General features: G+C 47.7%; 16 protein-coding genes. 11 read left to right on the top strand and 5 right to left on the bottom strand.

The window, feature by feature from the left end:
* Positions 1-18 precede the first annotated feature (18 nt).
* Genes ACTZWV_RS10095 through ACTZWV_RS10085 form a run of 3 tightly spaced genes read left to right on the top strand, consistent with a single transcriptional unit; the run spans position 19 to position 2,886 of the window.
* Positions 19-918, top strand: a complete 900-nt coding sequence (locus ACTZWV_RS10095; protein ID WP_444786427.1) for a glycosyltransferase — start codon at positions 19-21, stop codon at positions 916-918.
* Entirely contained in the window at positions 918-2,201 is a 1,284-nt protein-coding gene (locus ACTZWV_RS10090) for an O-antigen ligase family protein (RefSeq protein ID WP_444786426.1), read from the top strand. The genes ACTZWV_RS10095 and ACTZWV_RS10090 overlap by 1 nt, the downstream gene beginning before the upstream one ends.
* On the top strand, positions 2,185-2,886 hold the full coding sequence (locus ACTZWV_RS10085; RefSeq protein WP_444786425.1) for a hypothetical protein: 702 nt from the start codon (positions 2,185-2,187) through the stop codon (positions 2,884-2,886). The genes ACTZWV_RS10090 and ACTZWV_RS10085 overlap by 17 nt, the downstream gene beginning before the upstream one ends.
* On the opposite strand, the gene ACTZWV_RS10080 is transcribed toward ACTZWV_RS10085, so the two are convergent.
* From ACTZWV_RS10080 to ACTZWV_RS10060, 5 genes are all read right to left on the bottom strand, one after another.
* The gene (locus ACTZWV_RS10080) at positions 2,865-4,004 is read right to left on the bottom strand and encodes a PAS domain-containing protein (RefSeq protein ID WP_444786424.1); all 1,140 of its coding nucleotides are present in this window, start codon (positions 4,002-4,004) and stop codon (positions 2,865-2,867) included. The genes ACTZWV_RS10085 and ACTZWV_RS10080 overlap by 22 nt on opposite strands.
* Positions 4,005-4,104: 100 nt before the next feature.
* Positions 4,105-5,436, bottom strand: a complete 1,332-nt coding sequence (locus ACTZWV_RS10075; protein WP_444786423.1) for an O-antigen ligase family protein — start codon at positions 5,434-5,436, stop codon at positions 4,105-4,107.
* An 83-nt stretch (positions 5,437-5,519) separates the two neighbouring features.
* Positions 5,520-5,990, bottom strand: a complete 471-nt coding sequence (locus ACTZWV_RS10070) for a hypothetical protein (RefSeq protein WP_444786422.1) — start codon at positions 5,988-5,990, stop codon at positions 5,520-5,522.
* Positions 5,977-8,016, bottom strand: a complete 2,040-nt coding sequence (locus tag ACTZWV_RS10065; RefSeq protein ID WP_444786421.1) for a bifunctional diguanylate cyclase/phosphodiesterase — start codon at positions 8,014-8,016, stop codon at positions 5,977-5,979. Before ACTZWV_RS10065 ends, ACTZWV_RS10070 begins: the two co-directional genes overlap by 14 nt.
* A gap of 30 nt (positions 8,017-8,046) precedes the next feature.
* Positions 8,047-8,775, bottom strand: a complete 729-nt coding sequence (locus ACTZWV_RS10060; protein ID WP_444786420.1) for a transglutaminase-like cysteine peptidase — start codon at positions 8,773-8,775, stop codon at positions 8,047-8,049.
* A gap of 310 nt (positions 8,776-9,085) precedes the next feature.
* On the opposite strand from ACTZWV_RS10060, the gene galU reads away from it, so the two are divergent.
* The 8 genes from galU (at position 9,086) to ACTZWV_RS10020 (ending at position 18,257) form a co-directional block, all read left to right on the top strand.
* Entirely contained in the window at positions 9,086-10,051 is a 966-nt protein-coding gene (galU, locus tag ACTZWV_RS10055; protein ID WP_444786419.1) for a UTP--glucose-1-phosphate uridylyltransferase GalU, read from the top strand.
* 71 nt (positions 10,052-10,122) lie between these two features.
* Positions 10,123-10,899, top strand: a complete 777-nt coding sequence (locus tag ACTZWV_RS10050) for a WecB/TagA/CpsF family glycosyltransferase (protein WP_444786418.1) — start codon at positions 10,123-10,125, stop codon at positions 10,897-10,899.
* Between the two features lie 37 nt (positions 10,900-10,936).
* On the top strand, positions 10,937-11,875 hold the full coding sequence (locus tag ACTZWV_RS10045) for a glycosyltransferase family 2 protein (RefSeq protein ID WP_444786417.1): 939 nt from the start codon (positions 10,937-10,939) through the stop codon (positions 11,873-11,875).
* Between the two features lie 26 nt (positions 11,876-11,901).
* Positions 11,902-13,185, top strand: coding sequence for an O-antigen ligase family protein (locus ACTZWV_RS10040; protein ID WP_444786416.1), 1,284 nt, complete (start codon positions 11,902-11,904; stop codon positions 13,183-13,185).
* A 27-nt stretch (positions 13,186-13,212) separates the two neighbouring features.
* Positions 13,213-14,127, top strand: coding sequence for a glycosyltransferase family 2 protein (locus ACTZWV_RS10035; protein ID WP_444786415.1), 915 nt, complete (start codon positions 13,213-13,215; stop codon positions 14,125-14,127).
* Between the two features lie 39 nt (positions 14,128-14,166).
* On the top strand, positions 14,167-15,195 hold the full coding sequence (locus tag ACTZWV_RS10030) for a hypothetical protein (RefSeq protein WP_444786414.1): 1,029 nt from the start codon (positions 14,167-14,169) through the stop codon (positions 15,193-15,195).
* A gap of 21 nt (positions 15,196-15,216) precedes the next feature.
* Positions 15,217-16,506, top strand: a complete 1,290-nt coding sequence (locus tag ACTZWV_RS10025) for a lipopolysaccharide biosynthesis protein (RefSeq protein ID WP_444786413.1) — start codon at positions 15,217-15,219, stop codon at positions 16,504-16,506.
* Entirely contained in the window at positions 16,503-18,257 is a 1,755-nt protein-coding gene (locus ACTZWV_RS10020) for an asparagine synthase-related protein (protein ID WP_444786412.1), read from the top strand. The genes ACTZWV_RS10025 and ACTZWV_RS10020 overlap by 4 nt, the downstream gene beginning before the upstream one ends.

Genomic DNA, 18,257 nt, shown 5'->3' with positions numbered 1-18,257 from the left:
GCTATGGAAGCTAACAACATGAGCACGCAACCGTTACCGCTGATCAGTGTTTATATGCCGACCTTTAACCGTGTGCAGATGGCAATACGCGCCATTGAGTCGGTATTGGCGCAGGATTACACCAATATTGAATTGCTGGTAGTCGATGATGCCTCTACCGATGATACCTGGGCGGTGTTGACCAATAAATACATTAATGACGAGCGGATCCGCTTTTTCCGCCAGGCCAGCGGGCAGGGCGCCTGTGCGGCGCGTAACCGCGCTATTAGCGAGGCTAAAGGCGAATTTGTTACCGGCATTGACGACGACGACGAGTTTTTGCCTTGGCGTTTAAGCAGTTTGTATAGCGCTTATAACGACAAATACAGCTGTGTTTGCTCCGGCTATATCTGGGATTACGGTACGGTACAAAAAAAGCTGTATGCTGAGCGCAGGGTGGTCAATCTTCCTGAATTGCTTGATTTACATACGCTGTCTAATCAGGCGCTGGTGCGGCGCGAGCGCATGCTGCAGTTGGGCGGTTTTGATACCGGCCTGGCCGCGTTTCAGGATTACGATATGTGGGTAAGGGTAGTGCAGGCCTTCGGACCGGCGCTGCGTATTGCTGATGCCAGCTACAAGGTAAATGTTGGCCATGAGCTGGGGCGCATTACCAATTCACCGAAACGGCTGGATGCGCATAAACAGTTTGTTGCCAAGCACCGTGTGCATATGAGCGAGCGCAACTTGCAAAACCAGATGTTTTACCGCCAAAGCATGGAGCAAATTCCGCTGACGCTGGCGCAATTACTCAGCAGCAGCCGTTATGGTTTGGTGCGGTTAAAGTGGCGCTACTTTATTAAGCATAAGCTGGGTGTGCTCAGTCGCTGGCGCATTAAGGTGTTTAGTAAGGGCCTGGCTGGATTGTTTAAAAAATAATGCCGTCGCTGTTACTGATCACGAAGCTGCAAAGTAGCATTGATAAACTGCTGTGCTGTCTGATCCCGCTGTTTTTAGCGCTTGATTGCTTAAATGGTGCTTTGCTGCAATGGCATGGCAGCAGTTATGGCTTATCCATTGGTTATAAGTTTGTTGTGTTGCTGCTGATGGCGCTGACATTGCTGCTGCAACAACCCCGGTTGGCGTTTGCTCTGCTGGCGCTGTTACTGCTGCTGTTGGCAGGGCCGGCCATGCACTGGCCTGTTGTTGCTACACGCTGGATGCTGGCCGACATCCAACTGGCGGTTAAAGCGGTCAGCCCGCTATTGGCTTTTGTTTATCTGCTGTCGTTGCAACAGCGCCAACCCGCGCCGGCAAAACGGTTGTTAAAGCAAACGCTGTATATCAGTGCTCTGGTATTGTTGCTAAATGTGCTGGCCGGCGTTGCCGGCCTGGGCTTTACCGCTTATCAGCCGCTGGATGGCGTGGCGCAGTCGTTTTTGGGCATTAAAGGCTTTTTTTACTCCACCAATGAATTATCCGCCGTACTGCTGGTAATCAGTTGCGGCTTGCTGGTGCTGAGCTGGCCGCAATATAAAGCCGCTTACGCTCTAATCAGTGTCTGCGCGCTGGTGTTGGCAGTGCTGTTGCTGACCAAAACCGGCTTGTTCGGTGTGTTAGTGCTGGTGGTATTGGTGCCGCTGCTGATGCAGCCGGCGGCATTTTGGCAGCGGCAACGCCGTGTTATCGCAATAATGGCGGCGTTATCGCTGCTGTTATTAATGCTGTTGCTGTTAAACGGCGAATACCTGCTCAGACTACTCGGCATTTACGACAAGCTGAGTTTTGTCTATCAGCAGCGTGGTATCAGCGGTATCTTATTGTCGTCGCGTGACTATTATGCCGGCCGCATCTGGCAAACCGCAGCTGACCACTACAGCGACTGGCAGCGCCTGGCTGGGGTAGGTCAGGGCGGCATCGCATTGTATTTGAAAAAATACTTTGCCGAGCTGGACTGGTTTGATTTACTGGTTTTTCACGGCATCGCCGGTTTGCTGACATTTGTGCTGGTATTTGCTGTGTTTATCCGTCATAGCTGGCAGTTGCGTACCAGTGGTGCCGGGCGCAGTCTGTTAGTGTTAAACCTGTTGTTGCTGCTGGTGTCGTCGCTGGCCGGGCATATTCTGACTTCCGGCATGCTGTGGCTGCCCTGGGCCTTATGTAATGCTTTGTTGTTGCAAAGCGCCGCCGGCAAGAGGAGTGCTGATGAAAGATATTCTTGAACCCTTAATGTTTCCGCATAATCTTATGCTGTACGGACTGTTGCTGGCTTGCCTGTGCTACCGTAAAAAAGGCCTCTGGTTGTTGCTGGTGTTTTATTATCTGGCCGGCAACAGTTTTGTAGCTAATCAGGTGCGGGCCTGGTACGGCAGTTATAGCGCCGCCTACACCTTAAGTGCAGACAGCACGGTAGTGGTGCTGGGCTGCGGCGGTTCTGACAGCGCCTTACCAGCCTGTGCCAAAGCGCGCTTGCAGCAACTGTCCGCGTTAATGCCGCATGGCGGCAGCGTGCTTATTACCACCCGTTACTGCCGGCCTTATGTTGATTATTTACTGACTATGCCGGGTGATTTTGCCATTGATTGTTTTTTCGGCGGCGACAATACTTATAAAGAATTTAACAGCTTGGCGGCCAGGCCGCAGCTTAAGCCGGATTATATTCTTACCAGTGATTTTCATGCCTGGCGGGTATCACAGCTGACAGCGCACCATGGTTTCAGCGCTAAGGTGGTGGCAACGTCCAGCCAAACTTTCCGCCGTGTTAATTGTGGTTTCAATTGCCTGGTTACCGTTAACCTGACCAACTTTGATTTTTACAGCAAGCTGATGGCAGAATTTGCCAGCTATAGTGTGTTTATGCTCAGCCGCAATTGGACAGATTGGTATCAGCCGGACAGCACGTTATAAGGCTTAGCGGCGCCGGGTTTGGCTGCTGCCCCCAGCGCCATGGCAGAGCCGAGCCATTTTTCAATCTTGCCATCAGTGTCGTACACGGCAACCGCTTTAACCAGATGCCAGACATAATGCCCGTCCAGCCGGCGCATACGAAATTCTATACTGTAAGCATCGCCGCTTTGTACGCAGTGCAGCCAGTGCGACATAACGGCGTCACGATCTTCCGTATGTACTATCTCCAGCCAGTTATCTAACAGCTCCTGCTCTGTTTTGCCGCAAAATGCCGTCAGTGTTTGGTTAACAAAAGTAACGCTACCACTGCTGTCTGCGGTCCAGACAAAAATGGGCATACTGTCGGCCCATTGTTTAAACCGCTGTTGCTGCTGTGCCAGCCGCATACTGATTTGGTGGGCGGAATTAATATCCTGCACTATGCCGTGCATACCGGTGTCGCTGTCTGTGGCCGGATAGCCGACAATACGCAGCCAATGTGTTTTGTCGTTATCCAGCCGGTAAGCGCACTCAATATCAAAGGCCTGCTTCAGATCAATGCAGTCGCTGAGCAATTGCTGCAAGGCCGCCTGGTAAGGACTGTGAAATAACGCACTGAACTGGCTCAGTGTCAGCCGGCTGCGGCTGCCCGATGGCAACAGCGCTTTGGCTTCAGCAGACAGCAACAGCATATGGTTGTGCGGGTCCAGCGTCCAGCGGCCGAAATGTGTCAGTTGGTTAATTAATTGCAACTGTTGTTGCTGGCGCTGCAGATTAGCTTGTTGCCGCGCCTGGTGTAGCTGCAGCACTATAGCTGCGCGCATTTGCAGATAAATCAGCAGTAAACAGATACAGGCACCAAGGCGGTTGGCAACAACATAACCGAAAGCAAAGCCTTGCGGCGCGGCAGGCGAGGTGAAAATGCCAAGAATAATCAGCAGTATGGCGCTATAAAAGCAGGTGTTTAACAAACGGATTTTATTCGCCAGGCTGGCTAACAGCAGCAGAGGTGCATATAAAAAGCCGTGCGCAAAGCCCAGCTGGGTTTGGCTATCGGCGGCGAATATCAGCAGCAGTAACAGATAAACCAGATACTGGCTGTTGTCGCTATCCCTTAGCTGCTGGATCCATTGGCTCATCAAAGGTTGTACCGATCAGTCTGTTTCGGTAATTATGGTACAACAGTTGTTAATGTAAAAATTTAATATTGAATTAATTGTGGGTTAAAGTGGCCTGTTGTTAAACCGCGCGCTGCGGTTGGTTGTTATGGTAAGCCAGATGGCTAAGTGCCAGAATGCTGACAAATAACAACGCATTAGCCGGCGCTTGCAGGTTAAAGTCCACCGTGTTATGCAGCAGCATATGCAGGTTGGCCATCATGGCACCAAAGGCAACCCCCTTATACAGGCGGGTATTGCGCTTACGCATGGTCTGTATACATAACCATAGCGCATACAGTTGCCAGGCGCCTAACAACAGCGTAAGCGGTATGCCCAGCTCTATACTGAACTGCAGATATTCATTGTGGGCATGGTCGTAAAACCCGGTGTATACGCCTTGCTGTTGCGCCGGGAAAACGGTGTAAAAGCTGCCGGCGCCACTGCCGGTTAACCAATGCTGTTGCAGCAGCGGTAAGCTGTGCAGCACCACTTCATCGCGGGTTTCGCCGGCAAAGCTGGTCTCTGCCAATCGCTGTTTTACTTTTTCTACACCAAACATGGCGCCGACTATCAGTAGATCCAGCACAAAAATACTTAACACTAACGGTTTGAGCAGCCGTGGCGGCTTTTTATAACAAAAAATCGCCAGCAGCGCCGTTACGCCCAGACCGACAAAAAAGGCGCTGTTGCCCATACGCGAGCGGCTTAAAATTAAGCCGATAATCATTACTATCACGGCAAGGCGCAGCAGCATTTTAGCACTGAGTAAGGTGCTGACGGCTTCGCGTAATTTGGCTTTACGGCTGCCGCTGACTTTATCTACATTCAGCTCACTGATCATCCAGCCAATGGCCATACTGAGGCACAATGCCAGGTAATTGGCATAATGGTTCTGATACACAAAGCTACCGCGGGCTTTGTCAGCTTCAATGACACCGAACAGCGGCGATTGCTCCAACCCGGCTAAATTAATCATACTGCCGTAACAGGCTTGAATGCAGCCGGCGCTAACAATGGCAATTAATATGGCTTTGATCCGGGTTACCGAATCGGTGTACTGGCACAACAGCCATAAAAACAGCAGCAGGTAAAAGGTGCGTTGCGCCAGCATAGAGGTGTGATAAGCATCAAAGGTGGACAGGCCGGGAATAACATCCAACCACTGCAGCCACATATACAGGGCAGTAAAGGCCGGCACAGCAAGAAAGCGGCCTATCCAACGCTCGCGCCATAACGGCTGACGCTGTTGAAATGCCACTATACAGTGCAGTAATACCGCAACGGCAATTAAACTGTGTAACACAGACCAGGCCCAAATACGGTTAGAGCCAAGCGGTATGGGGGCCCAGATAATAATAAAGCCTAACAGTAGGGGGATGAAGCGGCTTAAAGTGCTGTGCTGTGTTTTCATCAAAGACTACGTAACATCCGTATTAAAATAATCCTGCGCAAAGAAAAAGGGCCAAAGGCCCTTTTTTCGCAACAAACAGAGGCTTAGTTACCTGAAATAGTACCGCCGCCACCGCCGCCGCCGCCACCGAAGCCAGGTGCACCAGGCGCGGGCAAAGCAACCGGCGCTACAGAAGCAGCGGTTTGCAGGCCTTGTGAACCAGGTGCAACCGGCGCTGCAGCCGTTTGCGTATCAGCAACAACCTGAGCCACTAAGCTTGGGTCAACGCCGGCACTTACTGCAGAAGCCAGGATAACGTCGGCTTCAACACCTGCGTCTGCAGCAGCAGCTAAAATAGCTTCAATTGCGGCTTCATCACCGTTGGCTGCAGTAATAGCATCAGCAATTAATTGCGCAGCATTTTCAGGTGCAGCCGCTAATTGAGCGGCAAATTCAGCAGTAGTCTGAACAACAGCAACATCAGTCGTTTGTGCAATGTCCTGTGCAAATACCGTAGCTGAACACAACATCATTGTGCAAGCGGTACCCAGCACCAGAGCTTTACGAAGCATCATAGGTATCTCCTTTGGGGTTAAAAACTTGTTTCAGAGTATATTGCATTTTGGTTTTATTGGCATCCCCTTTTTTGCTTAAAAAGGTAAAATTTATGATCTCACCTAAAACGAACCCCTGAAACCCATCTACATTCAGTAGTTTACAGGCTTCCAAGCTGTCTATGCTTTCAAGGTGTGTGGCCAAAACCTTAATGCCGACACTGTGACAAATTTGTGTCAGGGTCATAATAAAAAACCGACTGCTTTCTTGCTCTAAGTCATTGATAAATCCGGCATCCAGCTTAACGTAGTCAATGTTTAAGTGTTGAATATGCCGCAGTGAGGTTAAGTTGGCACCGAAGCGCTCAATCACCACTTTTATCTTCAATTGTTGCAATTTGGTTATAAATTGAGCGGCCTGTAGCGGGTGTTGCAGAATGCTGTGCTCGGCAATTTCTACCAATAGTGGCGGCAGTTGGGGAGCGCGTTGGCTAAGTTGCAGCAACAACCATTGGCGTAAATCGTCCGAGCATAATACCGCTTCGCTGATATTAATGGCCACTGCACCGCCGGCTAATTGCGGCAGTGATTGTAAAATAAACTGCAACATTTGCCGCTCTAACGTATCTGCGCGGTTTAGCCTGGCAGCCATCGCCAGCACTTCGGCGGTAGACAAGGGCTTATCGTCTACCACAAAACGTAGTAAACATTCAGCATAGAGTAGCTTATGTTGCTGATCGGCTACCGGCTGCAGCAACAGCTCCATATTGGCATCGCTGCTGTCGTTGTGGTGCAACAGCCGGTCAATCAGTTGTTGCCACTGCAGGCGGCCCGGCGCGCACAAGTCGGCTTCTGTAGCCATGCTGCCGCTTAACAGCTGCACACTGTCTTGCGCCTGCAGCGTATCGAGCCTGGCCAAAATATTACTAAATGGCTCTGCAGCTTGCGCCAGTACACTTACCGCACGGCCAAAGCCCAGGCTGTAGCACTGGCTGTGTTCTTGCTCCAGCGCCAGTGTCAGCTTGTTGTCCAGCTCTGCAGCACCGGCTTTGTCTGCCGCGCCAATAATAGCAAACTCTGAACCTGACAGCCGGAACAGCTGCAGGCTTGGATATTGTTGCTTTAGCTGCTGTAACAGGCCGGCCGCTTTTTGCACATATTCATCACCGCTGGCATAGCCTTGCTCGTCATTAGTTTGTTGCAGCGAGCTTAGGGTGATCATTGCCACATAAAGCGCATTGTGATTAAGTTTGGCGTCTTGCTGCAAATTACTCAGTTGCTGCTGCAGCGCGCGGCGGTTTGGCAGGCCGGTTAACGGGTCTAAAAAGGCTTGCTGCATTAATTGCTCGGCATAGCGGCTCTGCTCGCTAAATACCTTGCTGATATTCAGCACCATAGTGTTTAACGCCGTTAGCACCAGGTTTAACTCGCGGGTAGCGGTGCGGGTGGGGTTCTGCCGGAATTCTTTGCGGCCCACGGCTTCGGCTTGCTGCACTATTTGCCGCAGCGGCTTGAGCAGGGCACGCAAAATAACATGAATTGCCAATGCCGCCAGCGCAAACAACAGTGCACTGCTGAGCAGGTTACGGGTAGTTTGTTGCCACAGGCTGCGTTCAGCCAGCACTGTGTTAGATTGCACTGTTAGCGTGCCCAGCACTAACCAGCCATCACTTATTTCACTTTGCATTATCGGTGCCTGCAACGCAAAAACATCGCTGAACCAGCGCGGAACGGCAGCATTGGTGTTGTGGCTCAGATTAACCAGTTCGCGTTCTTCATTGTCAACAAAGCGGATTTGCTGATAGTAACCGGAGTCGAACAAGGTGCTGGCTAACGTTTGAATCAGTACCTTGTCGGCGCCACCGCTGCTGCTGATCGCTAACCCCAGGTTATGGGCTGCATCCTGTGCATGTGAACCTAATTGACTGTTAAGATAATCGCGCAGCGTCAGCGTGCTGCTAAGCAAGCTGCCGGCAAAGGCGACAAAGGTCATTACAATGATCAGCGCATAAAACTGTGTACTTAGACTGATTCCTTTACTCAACACGCTTGTTGTTCCTTTAATGTATGCAAATTGTTAATTACCATGTTCTATCCGTTCAAGCAACTGTTGCCATTGTGCCACACCGGCACTGTTCTCCACCTTATTGCCCAGGCCCTGGGCTTTTGCCATCCATAAACCACTGCCGTTAAAGGCGTATACCGGTCGCAAATCGGTGCGTTTATTCGCCGGCAAAATTTTCGGGTTTATATTGTCCAGTACCAGTGGATACTGGCCGGGCTTTTCGGTGTAGGTTAGCACCATATGCGGCTCATTCTGTGTCAGAGCGCGTACATACATTAAACGCAGTTTGTTTTCCTCCACGCCCATAGCGCGCAGCATAAAGTACTTCAGGATCACGTAATCTTCACAGTCGCCGGCACCGGTTTGCAGTGACTCCAGCGGCGTAGCCCAGTAATCGCTTTTGCCCCAATGCGCTTCATCACTGGCATAAGCTACTTCGCGGTTGGCAAAGTCGTTAGCCTTGTGCAGCTTGTTCCAGTCGTTGTTACCGCGGCTGTTGTTAATTAATGCTTGCCAACGCAATACCCGTTGCAATGCTGTGTCGCCATAGCGCTGTTCGGTTTGTTGCAGTAATGTATCACTTAACGCAAAAGGCTCTACCCGGGTAAACACCTGAAAACTGAGCAGTATGCTAACAGAAAGTAACAGGCAATAGCTAAAGCGCCGGCAAAAACGGCGAAAGCTTTCGGTAAGATACCAGGGACAGGAGAGCTGCAGGCTAAACCGCAATATGTAACACACCAGCGTTATCAGTAAGTTATTGCCAGACTATAGCGGCTGCGGCTAAGCGCTGCAATTACCGCGGTAGCAATTTGCCATCAGAGCGTCATAAATAGCAGTTAAAATACTTTGACTTTACAATTTGTGTACGTAAAATTGCGACGCTCGACAAGATGTAACATTTCAGCCATGGACGATTACCGCACCAGCATTGCGCTTTTGCCGCTTATTATCGCTTTTATCCGTGCCCGCTTTGTCTATTCGTACAGAATGTTGTAATGTTGTGTCGATTTTTGTTAATTAATTGTCATTCATCACAAGGACCGGTACTATGCCTTCATCGTTATCTGCAGTAAAAACCTCTGCCATCACTAAGGCTGTTATTCCGGTTGCGGGTTTGGGTACCCGTATGTTGCCCGCCACCAAGGCGATGGCAAAAGAAATGTTACCGGTAGTAGACCGCCCACTTATTCAGTATGTAGTACAGGAAGCGGTAGCCGCCGGTATCACTGAAATTGTGCTGGTCACGCACTCGTCGAAAAACAGCATTGAAAACCACTTCGACACCAGCTTTGAGCTTGAAGCTACGCTGGAAAAACGCGTTAAGCGTCAGCTGTTGGAGGAGGTGCGTGCCATAGTGCCGAAAAATGTGACCATTATTTCCGTGCGCCAACCGGTGGCACTGGGCTTGGGTCACGCTATTTTATGTGCCAGGCCGGTAGTAGGCGACAACGCCTTTGCTGTATTACTGCCGGATGTACTGATAGACCAATACCACAGCAACCTGAAAAAAGACAACCTGGCAGCAATGATCGCGCGCTACAAAGAAAACAATGCCAGCCAGATCATGGTAGAGCCGGTGCCGCACGACATGGTAAACCAATATGGTGTGGTTGATTTAAACGGCACCGATTTAGGCGCAGGTTGCGCCGCTAAAATTTACGATATGGTAGAAAAGCCGGCGTTGGACGAGGCGCCAAGCAATTACGCCATTACCGGCCGTTATGTGCTGTCTGCCGCTATTTGGGATCTGCTGGAATTTACCCCACCAGGCGCCGGTGATGAAATTCAATTGACCGATGCGTTGCACCAGTTGCGTTTACTTGAGCAACTGGAAGCTTACCGCATAGTGGGCAAAAGCCACGACTGTGGCACCAAGCTGGGCTTGTTAACTGCCAATATGGAATACGGCCTGCGCCACCCTACACTTGGCGCTCCGTTAAAAGCGCAGATGCAAAAGCTGATTAACGAGCCATTGAAAAGAGCCGAATTGGAACTGGCGATAGCCCAGTCTTAACGTGCGGTAACTAACACAGCTAAAGCAGCCTTAACCGGCTGCTTTATATTGAACAACAGATAGGAAAAAACATGTCTAAGCCGGTTTTTGACACGGTAAATGTCGGTGGTATTAACACCGCCAGGCTGGGGCGTAAGGAATTAGCGCAGCTGGTGGGCGATATTTGTGCCGGTTATGCAACTAAGGCTAACGCAGAACCTTTTGTTATTTTCAGTAATAATGGCCATGCCATTTCAATTTATAATTCTGATAAACAAGCGCGTGAGCAAATGGATCAGGCCGACCTGGTACATGCCGACGGCCAGAGTGTAGTCAGTTTTTCGCGTTGGTTTAATAAAGCCAATGCCGTGCCGGAACGCACAGCTACTACAGATATGATCCACGATATTCCAAATTTTTACCCCGGTAAGTTGAAACACTTTTTACTTGGCGGCAAGGATGTCTCGGTAACTAAAGCCGGTGAAATACTGGCGCAAACCTACGCTAATTTTGACGTAGTGGGCCACCAGCATGGTTATTTCAGCGATGACGATGAAACGGCAATTTGTGATGCCATTAACGCCGCCAAGCCGGATGTGCTTTGGGTAGGGCTGGGTAAGCCGAAAGAGCAAATTTTCTGCATTCGCAACAAACACCGTTTAAAGGTGCCGGTTATTATTTCTTGTGGTGGCTGCTACAACTACATCACCGGTGAATATCCGCGTGCGCCCATGTGGATGCAAAACGCCGGCTTAGAATGGCTGTTTCGTATGGCAAACGACCCGCGTAAGTTGTTTGTCCGTTATTTGCTAACTAATCCACATGCCATTTACTGTGTGGTAAAACACGGTATGGCGCGGCAAAGTTAACATGAGTACCGCAACAGAGTCGGGAAAGATACATTATATGAGTCAACTTAAAGTTGTAATTGGCATACCTACCTTTAAAAGGCCGCAGGGTGTCCGGCGTTTACTGGAGTCCATCAGTAAACAGGTTGCCGGCTTTGAACCTGTGGTATTAGTTGCAGATAACGAAGGCGATGGTGGTGTGGGTTTGGTTACTGTGCAGCAAATAATGGCGGAAGGTTATCCGCTGCCGTTAAAAGCCATAGCGGTGAATGAGCGCGGTATTTCGCAAGTACGCAATGCTTTGATGCATGAGGCTTTTGACAATATGCAGGCCGATTTGCTGGCGATGATTGACGACGATGAGTGGGTTGAGCCGCAGTGGATTGCTGCTTTAGTTAAGGTGCAGCAACAAACTAAGGCTGATGTAGTAGGTGGTAGTGTCGCGCCGGAATTTGAAGTGGCGCCGCCGGCGTGGGCTAAAGGTTTAAATATTTACTATCAGAGTGAAGAAACCACATCAGGAGTCATCCCTCTGGTTTCCGGTACTACAAACGTACTGCTTAGCCGCCATATTGTCGACGCTTACCCTGAAGAACGTTTCGATCCGTTCTATTCGCTGGTCGGTGGTGGAGATAAAGAGTTTTTTACCCGCATTAAGCGGCGCGGCGCTACATTTGCTTTTGCGCATGAAGCCCAGGCGCATGAAATTTTTGGTGCATCACGTTTAACCAAAAAATGGGCGATTGAGCGGGCCTATCGCATCGGTGCCGGTGATATTCGTATTATCAGCAAATCTCAACCTGGTCTCATTGCCTGGTGTGCAGAGGTTTTCAAGTTTGTAGCTGCGATTATTGTGTCATCGATCATGTTAATAGTTATGTCGGGCGTGCCTTACAAAAAAATGCATGCCAGATTAAAGCTAGCAAGGCAGTTTGGAAAGCTCAGTGCCTTGTGGGGGCGCCAGCGGGAGGTTTATAAAAAGGTTCATGGTAGTTAGCCGATACTCAGCATCTGGTGCAAATTGTGATTAATAATATTATAAAGTTAAATGAGCAACGCATACATATTGATTGTTATCAACTGGCGCGTTTCTTGTTCGCAGCGTTGTTAGTTTTTTGCTATGTTGGACTAGCTCCATTTTCAATGTCTGGCAGGGATATTGAATTGTCAGAAACAGGCTACAGCAATGTGATAAGGCAAATTATATTCCTGTTGTTCTTTTCTGCGTCTTTTTACACATTTATTATGTGTTCATCATTTGATAAGTTAAAGTGTTGGAAGGGGTTTTCTCTTATCTTAGTCGTATGCTTGTTGTCCGTACTTTGGGCAACTCATCCATCTGTGTCTTTCAGGCGTTCAGTTCTTCTAATAATAACTTCTTTAAGTGTAATGATGTTGATTTCTATACTCAGTAAAGATGATGTTGTTGACTTGCTGACTAAGGTTGTAGTGTCTCTTGTTGTAATAAGTTTTATATCTTGCTTTTTTATTCCCGGTGCGAAACATATTGAAGCTGAATTGACAGATCCCGGGCTTATTGGTAACTGGAAAGGTATATTTTCACATAAAAACGGAGCAGGCCCTACTGCTGTAATGTCAATATTTTTATGTGCTTATCAGTATATTCGAAGTCGGAAAATTAGCTGGATACTCCTAATTTTTGTTTCGCTGGTCTTTTTGTATTTTACTAAATCTAAGACAAGCTTATATTTGTTCCTTCCTTCGCTTTTAATTGCTATTTATCTGTTTTCTGTAACGCGCTTTAGACTTGGTAAATTATTCAACTGTTCAGTTTTTTTTGCTGCATGTGCCTTTTCTGTTGTTTTGAGTGACTATCTTATATCGGCTTTTAATCATATATTGGACGATCCTGCAGCTTTTACGGGTAGGTCAACCATTTGGAACCTTTTGTACTTGTCAATACAGGATCATTTTTGGCTCGGCCTTGGTTACGGCTCGGTTTGGCGAGTCGGTGATGATATGACGTTGGTAGAATATGCTCATGGCTGGATTGACTGGGTATTTACGCTAACCACGGGGCATAGTGGTTACTTAGATTTATTCGCATCGATAGGTTTTTTAGGTACTTTAATCTTTCTATCTGTTTTTGTTGTTGCTCCGGTATATAAGCTTTGCACTTGGAAGGGGAGTGATTATAACTTTTTGTTTCTTTTATCTGCAGTATTCTTTTTTACCATTTTTAGAAACTTCCTGGAATCAGGGTTTTTAGTTGCAACTAATGGAAACTGGTTGCTTTATCTTTCGTTTTATCTGTTGCTGTATAAAGACAGTGCGACGACTCGTTAATGTATAGTATTAAAATAGAGTTATTTTATGGCTAGCTTTCCAATTTTTAGTGTTGTTATACCAGCTTATAATCGGGCAGGTATTATCGAAAAAGCAATATCTTCTGTATTCGATCAGACTTTTGAAGATTACGAAGTGATTGTTGTAGATGACGGGTCAACTGATAATACAGCAGATGTTGTCAATAATATGAATGATGCTCGCTTACAGCTAATTACTCAAGAAAATGGCGGAGCCTCACGCGCCCGGAATTCCGGTATAGATGCTGCGCGCGGGAAGTATATTGCATTTCTCGACTCTGATGATGTTTTTCTGCCACACCATTTGGAACAAGCTTTAAGTACTTTAGAACAAGGTGATGATATTTGCACTTATGCACAGATAATCGTAGAACGTGGTGACGGTATTAAATATGTTAAGCCTAATAGGGCGATCAGAGCAAATGAGCATATTTCTGAATACTTAATGAGTGACAGAGGTTTTGTACCAACAATATCTTTGATAGTGCCTGCGCAGTTAGCTAAGAGGGTCCGGTATGATGAGAATCTTAGCAAAGGGGATGATTATGACTTTGCTATCAGATTAGCCGCAGCGGGTGGAAAATTCATGATGTTAAGTGAGCCCTCTGCTGTTTGGGATGATCAATGGAATCCAACCCGATTGTCCAACGCACGGAATACACAAGAACGAATTGACTGGTTGAATCGTATTCGCGATTTGATTACTGACAAAGCTTACTATGCTGAAATGGGCTGGCCTGTCGCAAAATACTTGTCTGAAGAGGGGAAGAAAACTATTGCCTTAAAGCATTACTTTAAAGCGTTGTTCAAAGGCTGTTTCAGATTGAAAATGGCGATAGTAGTTTTTTTACAGGTAGCGTTGTCAAAAAATGCCTATCGTAGAATGTCTGATGTTTTAGCAAAGTTTGGTGTTCAGCCTTAATCATGGAAGGCTTGGCAGTTTTTTGTCGGGAGTTATGAATTGAAAATAAAAATTGAAGCTTATCTGGATGTTGTTGCTCCTGCTGTCAAAGCATTTTGGTTAACCGGAAAAGAAACAGAATGGAATGCGAAGTCGTTACAAGATCACGCGGATTATATCTATACCAGGACCTTGCTAGGCGATTCAGACTGGTTTGTTCCTGAAGCAGTTACAAAATACGCAGAAGTTATAAAAAGTGCACCGTTGGCAGGGAAAGATGGTGTTGAGCAAGCCATGCTACCGCATCTTACAGCTTATTTGCTGGCATCGTTGAATTTGCTGGCTCACGCAGGGGCAGATGTTCGCGCAGATGTACTGGGATCAATCACGCTGGATTTGAGTAAACTTGTCGATGCAAAAACGCAGTTGCCTATCTGGCCTGCAAAATGGTCGCACCATACCTGGCGTGTAAGCCACTGGATTGGTGGTATCCCCTCAATTTTACTAACCTTTGCCCGGCATGATCCAAAAATGCAGGTGTCTGAGCAACAAGTTTTGCAGGTGCTTGAAGCTTGCGATCGACATATTTTACAGGCTCATACCGGCTTGATGAAAGCTTATCGTAGTGAACTATTGCAGCAATTATTCCGTTTGGCGTACCGGCTACGGCATAATCCTGAGCATGGCGATATTGGTGGTTTGGTGCATGTTCACTGGATAAACCATGCAACAGACAGATGCTATATTGCCGCTGATAAGTTAATCGACAGATGCAAGAGCGATTTAACAGCTGAACCGTTTTTAGAAAAGGTGCCTTACTGTCTGGATTTTGATTACATTCAGTTAATGAGAACAGCGTTGGAGCAGAAGCCTCAGAAATGTTCAGATAGTATTAATCAGCGTATTAGCAAATTCAACGTTGATTTGGTAAATTTTTTGGATGCAATACCTGCGGAAGGTTACTCCCTGCATAAGCTGCCCGGAGCTTTGGCCACATTGCATGAGACAAGTCTGTTGCTAAAGCAAGCTCAAGTACCGGGACTTAATATTCCCCCAAAAGATATCATTAAACTAGCATATTGGCTGTAAACGACTGTTAAGAGGCTTATTGTGCTAAAGCGATTTAAAAAGCTGGCTCAGGGGAGTTTATTCCGTAATATCCTTACAGTTGCGACCGGCACTGCCGGTGCCCAAGCTATTACTATGCTGGCATCACCTTTTATTACCCGTTTGTATGGCCCGGAAGCTTTTGGTGTGCTGGGCGCTTTTTTAGCATTGGTTATGGTGCTAAGCCCGATAGCGGCGCTTTGTTACCCTATTGCTATTGTACTGCCACGTCAGGACAGCGAAGCTAAAAAAATTGCGCAATTAAGTGCCTTATTGGCACTGACTTTGGCATTTGTCATTACCTTACTGCTGTTGGTCGCAGGTGAAACCATAGTTCACTGGTTAGGGTTAGAGGCTATTTATGCCTTTGTGTTGTTTATCCCGCTGGCGATGTTTTTCTCAGCATTGCATCAAATTTTGCAGCAATGGTTAATCCGCAAAAAACAATTTAAGGTTACCGCCAAAGTGGCTTTTATGCAGTCGGCTATTGTTAACACCGCTAAAGTGGGGATTGGCTGGTTTAACCCCGTGGCGGCAGTTTTAATAGTTATTGCCACCCTTGCTCACGCTTTGCATGCCGTAATGTTATTTGTTGGCGCTAAAGCTACGTTAGCAAGCCAAGCCGTTGATGATAACTCTAATGCCGGTATTTGGGCGTTAGCAAAGAAATACTACGATTTTCCGCTGTTTCGTGCACCGCAGGCATTAATCAATGCGGTGTCGCTAAGTTTGCCGGTACTAATGCTGATGAGCTTTTTCGGGCCTGCGGCAGCCGGCTTTTATGCGTTAGCAAAAACCATTTTGGCTATGCCGGCAAACTTGCTGGGTAAAGCAGTGGCAGACGTGTTTTATCCCCGCATTACCGAAGCTGCCAACAACGGAGAGAACGTTGCTGCCTTGCTACGCAAAGCCACATGGGCATTGGCCGGTGTCGGAGTGTTACCCTTTGCATTAATTGTAGTCGCAGGGCCTTGGTTGTTTGGTTTTGTCTTTGGTGCTGAGTGGACTGTATCGGGTGAGTATGCCCGTTGGATGGCGTTGTGGTTATATGCCGGTTTTCTGAACCGGCCCAGTGTAGCGGCTATTGCCACCTTATCCCTGCAAGGCTTTTTCTTGTGTTATGAGATCGTTAGTGTGCTGCTTCGGGCTGCCGCCCTGGTAGCGGGGTTTATGCTGTTTAACAGCGATGTTATCGCTGTTATGTTGTTCTCTTTGGTTAGTGTGGCATTAAATGTACTTTTGATTGCTTTCACCTTTATTAAAGCTGCAGCTGTGGAGCAACGCACCCGATGAGTGATTTTATTTTTTCCGCTGCACCGCTGGCAGAAACTACAGCGAGAACTGCCTTGCAAGGTATTTACAGTTCGGCACAACCTGCCGTTGAATTTATCAGTGGCGCCTGGGGCAGCCTGGCCTATACACCGAATTTGTATTGTGGCTTTAAACCGCTGCAAACAGAGCGGCATATCTTTTTAGTTATTGGCGGCCCGGTTTTGAGTTTTACCACTAACAGCTTTTTAGCTGAAGCGGATAGCGATAAAGGTACGCAAGCACTGTATCGGCGCTGGTTAAGCGGCGAGCTGCAATGGGATAGCGATCTTAGCGGGCCTTTTGTGGTGTTAATTGTGGATAAACAGCACAGGACGCTGAGCTGTATCACCGATTTAATGATGTTTATACCGGCGTATCAGTATCACACGACGGAGCAGTTGGTCTTATCTACCCATGTTGATGTGTTGGCGCAATGCACAGGACAAGCTAAGCAGATAGATATGGTATCTGTAGCCGATTTTGTGCTGAATGATGTTGTAACCTATCCGTACACTCTTTACCGCAACATCCGGCAGTGTGCACCTGCCGCTTTGCAAATGTATAGTTTGGCGCAGAACATTACGCTTGATGTGCAGCCTTACTGGCAACCTGAAGAAGTTACCCCCTACAAAGACATCAGTGCGGCCGCACAAGCTTTACGGCAAGGTTTACAGCACTATGTTAGTAATGTAGTGCAAAGTGGTAGCAAGGTGGCTCAGTTTATTAGTGGGGGGGAGGATTCCCGCGCCATGTCGGGGCTGTTGGCAGAGTATACGGAGCGGGATGCTTTTGTCTTTCTTGATAGCTACAATCGCGAAGGCAAAATAGCGAAACAGGTAGCCGATGCTTACGGCTCGTCATTCAATTTAAAGTTACGCCAACCAGGCTACTATGTCGATATTTTGCCTGCGGCAAGTAAGTTGGTTGGGGCCGGTCACCAGTATATGCATGCGCATACGCTGGGCTTTTATCAGGACTGCCAGCTGCCGCAATATCAGGCGGTATTTGGCGGTTACCTGGCTGACTCTTTGCTAAAAGCACCTTATGCCAATAAAAAAGGTGGTAGCCGAAAGTATCCTTTTGTTCCGGAGCGCTTTGTACAAGGCGAAAGCCGCACCAAACCAACTAAGCATGCTTTTTTTAAAGCGGATATTTTGCAGCAACTTGATACTCGACGGCTGGCACATTTTCAGCGCATACAGCAGATCCGGCCGCACACGGCACATGAATGGTTTGTATTATGGCCCACCACCATGCGGGTGGCATTACCTAACTTGTATTGCAACAGACGGTTATTCCGATCTTATGAACCTTTTATGTGTCAGCAAGTCGTAAAACTGGCCGCAGCTGTACCTACTGAGTGGAAGTTAAACCGCAAATTGTTTCACAAAGGCTGTAAGCCTTTTTTAAGCAAAAGTAAGTGGTTACTTCATGGTGACGGCCGCTTGCCTTATCTGAGTTGGTGGCAAAATATACCGGTTCAGTTTGTGATTTGGAGTTGGCGGCATCTGGCTAAAAAGCTTGGTATGGTGCGCGGTAATCAGGACTCCTGGGGGGATTGGAACGTTATTATTCGCTCGCAGGAGTGGCATGATTTAGAGTGCGAATACCTGACAAGGTTAAAAAATCTTGAACAAGCCTTATCAGCTAAAGCTGGAGACAGCAATTACAGCAGTCTTGATAAGTACAGTAAGGTTAATTTGCTTCAGACTTTAAATTTGTTTAGCGGGTAG

Origin of the sequence: Rheinheimera sp. NSM (assembly GCF_052380015.1) — a bacterium.
GTDB lineage: Bacteria > Pseudomonadota > Gammaproteobacteria > Enterobacterales > Alteromonadaceae > Alishewanella.
The sequence above is the reverse complement of the archived record's forward strand: the minus strand, read 5'-3'. Positions and strand labels throughout refer to the sequence as shown.

What these genes read in the sequence shown, in the direction of transcription:
- ACTZWV_RS10045 (WP_444786417.1), top strand. Translation starts at nt 10,937, where the DNA reads ATGAGTCAACTTAAAGTTGTAATTGGCATACCTACCTTTAAAAGGCCG.
- ACTZWV_RS10075 (WP_444786423.1), bottom strand. Translation starts at nt 5,436, where the DNA reads ATGAAAACACAGCACAGCACTTTAAGCCGCTTCATCCCCCTACTGTTA.
- ACTZWV_RS10080 (WP_444786424.1), bottom strand. Translation starts at nt 4,004, where the DNA reads ATGAGCCAATGGATCCAGCAGCTAAGGGATAGCGACAACAGCCAGTAT.
- ACTZWV_RS10020 (WP_444786412.1), top strand. Translation starts at nt 16,503, where the DNA reads ATGAGTGATTTTATTTTTTCCGCTGCACCGCTGGCAGAAACTACAGCG.
- ACTZWV_RS10070 (WP_444786422.1), bottom strand. Translation starts at nt 5,990, where the DNA reads ATGATGCTTCGTAAAGCTCTGGTGCTGGGTACCGCTTGCACAATGATG.
- ACTZWV_RS10090 (WP_444786426.1), top strand. Translation starts at nt 918, where the DNA reads ATGCCGTCGCTGTTACTGATCACGAAGCTGCAAAGTAGCATTGATAAA.
- ACTZWV_RS10050 (WP_444786418.1), top strand. Translation starts at nt 10,123, where the DNA reads ATGTCTAAGCCGGTTTTTGACACGGTAAATGTCGGTGGTATTAACACC.
- ACTZWV_RS10035 (WP_444786415.1), top strand. Translation starts at nt 13,213, where the DNA reads ATGGCTAGCTTTCCAATTTTTAGTGTTGTTATACCAGCTTATAATCGG.
- ACTZWV_RS10095 (WP_444786427.1), top strand. Translation starts at nt 19, where the DNA reads ATGAGCACGCAACCGTTACCGCTGATCAGTGTTTATATGCCGACCTTT.
- galU (WP_444786419.1), top strand. Translation starts at nt 9,086, where the DNA reads ATGCCTTCATCGTTATCTGCAGTAAAAACCTCTGCCATCACTAAGGCT.
- ACTZWV_RS10085 (WP_444786425.1), top strand. Translation starts at nt 2,185, where the DNA reads ATGAAAGATATTCTTGAACCCTTAATGTTTCCGCATAATCTTATGCTG.